Below are 3,109 nucleotides of genomic sequence, written 5' to 3'. Positions count from 1 at the left end.
TAATCTGGAAAGCTGTCTTTGAAGTTCTATTACACATTCAATCGTTCTTGCATTGAGTCCTACAAAACCCCTTGGGTGTTGTATGGTTAAGCCTCACGGGCAATTAGTACAGGTTAGCTCAACGCCTCACAGCGCTTACACACCCTGCCTATCAACGTTCTAGTCTCGAACAACCCTTTAGGGCACTTAAAGTGCCAGGGAAAACTCATCTCAAGGCTCGCTTCCCGCTTAGATGCTTTCAGCGGTTATCGATTCCGAACTTAGCTACCGGGCAATGCCATTGGCATGACAACCCGAACACCAGAGGTTCGTCCACTCCGGTCCTCTCGTACTAGGAGCAGCCCCTTTCAATTTTCCAACGCCCACGGCAGATAGGGACCGAACTGTCTCACGACGTTCTAAACCCAGCTCGCGTACCACTTTAAATGGCGAACAGCCATACCCTTGGGACCGACTTCAGCCCCAGGATGTGATGAGCCGACATCGAGGTGCCAAACACCGCCGTCGATATGAACTCTTGGGCGGTATCAGCCTGTTATCCCCGGAGTACCTTTTATCCGTTGAGCGATGGCCCTTCCATACAGAACCACCGGATCACTATGACCTACTTTCGTACCTGCTCGAACCGTCATTCTCGCAGTTAAGCGGGCTTATGCCATTGCACTAACCACACGATGTCCAACCGTGTTTAGCCCACCTTCGTGCTCCTCCGTTACTCTTTGGGAGGAGACCGCCCCAGTCAAACTACCCACCAGGCACTGTCCGTAATCCCGATAAGGGACCAACGTTAGAACATCAAGCATACAAGGGTGGTATTTCAAGATTGCCTCCACACATACTGGCGTACGTGCTTCAAAGGCTCCCACCTATCCTACACATGTAGGGTCAATGTTCAGTGCCAAGCTGTAGTAAAGGTTCACGGGGTCTTTCCGTCTAGCCGCGGGTACACTGCATCTTCACAGCGATTTCAATTTCACTGAGTCTCGGGTGGAGACAGCGTGGCCATCATTACGCCATTCGTGCAGGTCGGAACTTACCCGACAAGGAATTTCGCTACCTTAGGACCGTTATAGTTACGGCCGCCGTTTACCGGGGCTTCGATCAAGAGCTTCGACCGAAGTCTAACCCCATCAATTAACCTTCCGGCACCGGGCAGGCGTCACACCGTATACGTCATCTTACGATTTTGCACAGTGCTGTGTTTTTAATAAACAGTTGCAGCCACCTGGTATCTGCGACTCCCAATAGCTCCATCCGCGAGGGACTTCACCGTCGAGAGCGTACCTTCTCCCGAAGTTACGGTACCATTTTGCCTAGTTCCTTCACCCGAGTTCTCTCAAGCGCCTTGGTATTCTCTACCCGACCACCTGTGTCGGTTTGGGGTACGATTTCTTATAATCTGAAGCTTAGAGGCTTTTCCTGGAAGCATGGCATCAATGACTTCACTACCGTAGTAGCTCGACATCGTATCTCAGCGTTAATAGCGGTCCGGATTTACCTAAACCACCCGCCTACGTACTTGAACCTGGACAACCGTCGCCAGGCCCACCTAGCCTTCTCCGTCCCCCCATCGCAATTATAAGAAGTACGGGAATATTAACCCGTTTCCCATCGACTACGCCTTTCGGCCTCGCCTTAGGGGTCGACTTACCCTGCCCCGATTAACGTTGGACAGGAACCCTTGGTCTTCCGGCGAGGAGGTTTTTCACCCCCTTTATCGTTACTCATGTCAGCATTCGCACTTCTGATACGTCCAGCATGCCTTACAGCACACCTTCAACCGCTTACAGAACGCTCCCCTACCCAATGAAGTAAACTTCATTGCCGCAGCTTCGGTTTATTACTTAGCCCCGTTACATCTTCCGCGCAGGCCGACTCGACTAGTGAGCTATTACGCTTTCTTTAAATGATGGCTGCTTCTAAGCCAACATCCTAGCTGTCTAAGCCTTCCCACATCGTTTCCCACTTAGTAATAATTTGGGACCTTAGCTGGCGGTCTGGGTTGTTTCCCTCTCCACGACGGACGTTAGCACCCGCCGTGTGTCTCCCGGATAGTACTTACTGGTATTCGGAGTTTGCAAAGGGTTGGTAAGTCGGGATGACCCCCTAGCCTTAACAGTGCTCTACCCCCAGTAGTATTCGTCCGAGGCGCTACCTAAATAGCTTTCGGGGAGAACCAGCTATCTCCAGGTTTGATTGGCCTTTCACCCCTAGCCACAAGTCATCCGCTAATTTTTCAACATTAGTCGGTTCGGTCCTCCAATTGATGTTACTCAATCTTCAACCTGCCCATGGCTAGATCACCTGGTTTCGGGTCTAATTCTAGCAACTATACGCCCAGTTAAGACTCGGTTTCCCTACGGCTCCCCTAGATGGTTAACCTTGCTACTAAAATTAAGTCGCTGACCCATTATACAAAAGGTACGCAGTCACAGGACGCAATGCCTGCTCCTACTGCTTGTACGTACACGGTTTCAGGTTCTATTTCACTCCCCTCACAGGGGTTCTTTTCGCCTTTCCCTCACGGTACTGGTTCACTATCGGTCAGTCAGTAGTATTTAGCCTTGGAGGATGGTCCCCCCATATTCAGACAGGATAACACGTGTCCCGCCCTACTCGTTTTCACTTAATATGCGTTGCCGGTTACGGGGCTATCACCCTGTATCGCACAACTTTCCAGAAGTTTCACCTGACGCATAAAACGCTTAAGGGCTAATCCAATTTCGCTCGCCGCTACTTTCGGAATCTCGGTTGATTTCTTTTCCTCGGGGTACTTAGATGTTTCAGTTCCCCCGGTTCGCCTCATTAACCTATGTATTCAGTTAATGATACGTGCTTATGCACGTGGGTTTCCCCATTCAGAAATCCCAGACTCAAATGGTTGTTACTACCTAATCTGGGCTTATCGCAAGTTACTACGTCTTTCATCGCCTCTGACTGCCAAGGCATCCACCGTGTACGCTTAGTCACTTAACCATACAACCCGAAGGAGTTTCGTTAAACAACCAAGTTGTCTCTCTATTTTATGAGTGAGAGACGTTCGATTTTGCCGGACTCAATTTCGAATAATCATCATAAATGATGATATTGCCAAGAACACTTGAATGTG

Annotated in this window: 1 rRNA gene; it reads right to left on the bottom strand. The window is 49.9% G+C overall.

Features of this window, described 5'->3' with window-relative positions:
* Window positions 1-82 precede the first annotated feature (82 nt).
* Window positions 83-2,976: ribosomal RNA gene (locus tag RH88_RS00025) — 23S ribosomal RNA — on the bottom strand.
* Window positions 2,977-3,109 lie beyond the last annotated feature (133 nt).

The organism is Vibrio scophthalmi LMG 19158, from assembly GCF_000222585.1.
In the GTDB taxonomy this organism is placed as follows: domain Bacteria; phylum Pseudomonadota; class Gammaproteobacteria; order Enterobacterales; family Vibrionaceae; genus Vibrio; species Vibrio scophthalmi.
The sequence above is the reverse complement of the archived record's forward strand: the minus strand, read 5'-3'. Positions and strand labels throughout refer to the sequence as shown.